2 protein-coding genes are annotated in these 1,035 nt (G+C 65.0%); both read right to left on the reverse strand.

Annotated elements, in window-relative coordinates:
• The coding region (locus tag ACFRAM_RS28745; protein WP_379470445.1) for a hypothetical protein at window positions 1–519 on the reverse strand (519 nt) is incomplete at its 3' end.
• A complete protein-coding gene (locus ACFRAM_RS28750) occupies window positions 516–821 on the reverse strand; it encodes a hypothetical protein (RefSeq protein WP_379470446.1) in 306 nt (101 codons plus the stop codon). The genes ACFRAM_RS28745 and ACFRAM_RS28750, both read right to left, overlap by 4 nt.
• Between the last annotated feature and the right edge of the window lie 214 nt (window positions 822–1,035).

The raw sequence follows: 1,035 nt of genomic DNA on the forward strand, positions 1-1,035 counted from the left end.
GTCGACGACCGCCTGGGCCGCTTGCCCGGCCTCCCATAGATCGCCCCGCATCTGCTGGGTGTATGTGTTGGCCTTGGTCTGCAGCGCCGCGAGTTTGGTCGCCCCGTCGTTGCGATCCGAGAGTGCGTTGGCCACCTGCGATAGTGACAGGACCACGTTGCCGTCCTCGGCCACCAGGAAACCGTCGCCCTCGATCTCGGCCTTGCGCCACACCACCCCCTTCTGGGCGGACCGCATGCCCTCGACGCCGCCCGACACCGCAGTCCCCGCGTCCTCGAGCGCGCCAACGACCTTGTATCCCGCGTCACGCACCGTTACGGTCTTGTCGCGCAACGCGTTACCGAACTTGCCGACAATGTAGTCCGCCGAGTTGCCGACATTGTTGTTCACGGCGTCGAGTTCGGTCTTGAGCCTGCCCGACTGCTGGGTCCAGTACGTGCCTTGTCCAGCAAGAACATCGGGCTGCCAGCTGATCACCTGCGACACCGTTGGATTGGGGACAGAGGTGGGGCTGGTCATCGGGGACCGGCCTGGGTGATGTGAGTGGCGCTGAGCCGATCCTGCTCCTCGAGCGCCTTGAGGCCGGTATCGGTGCTCAGGGCAAGCACTCTCACCTTCTCGGTCGTCGCACCCAAGGCAGTGGTGGCGCTCTGGGCGCCCTTCACACACGCGGCCTCGACGCCGGTGCCCGCGGCGATACCGGCGATCGAGAGGACCTTCTCATCCGCGCGCACCGTCACCAGAGTGTCAGCCGAGGCATTGACGGTGGTGATCAAGGTGCGTGTGCGTTCGGAATCGACGTAGATATCATCGTTGCCCACCGCTGAGCCCCCCTTGGGTCAGTGTTGATCGAGATAACGCGTGGAACTCTACTTCAGGACCAGCACCACGTGGCTTACGCCGAATCAGTCGGCCGCGATCCGCGACTTGGGCCGCCACGGATTGTCGCCTTCATCCCAGGGCTCATCCGCCGCCGGTGTGCTCGACAGGCTGCGGTGAGGAGCATCGCCGATCTGTTCGACGAGGTGGGCGACC

The organism is Paenibacillus sp. NPDC056722 (assembly GCF_042790635.1).
Classification (GTDB): Bacteria; Bacillota; Bacilli; order Paenibacillales; family Paenibacillaceae; genus Paenibacillus_AQ; species Paenibacillus_AQ agri.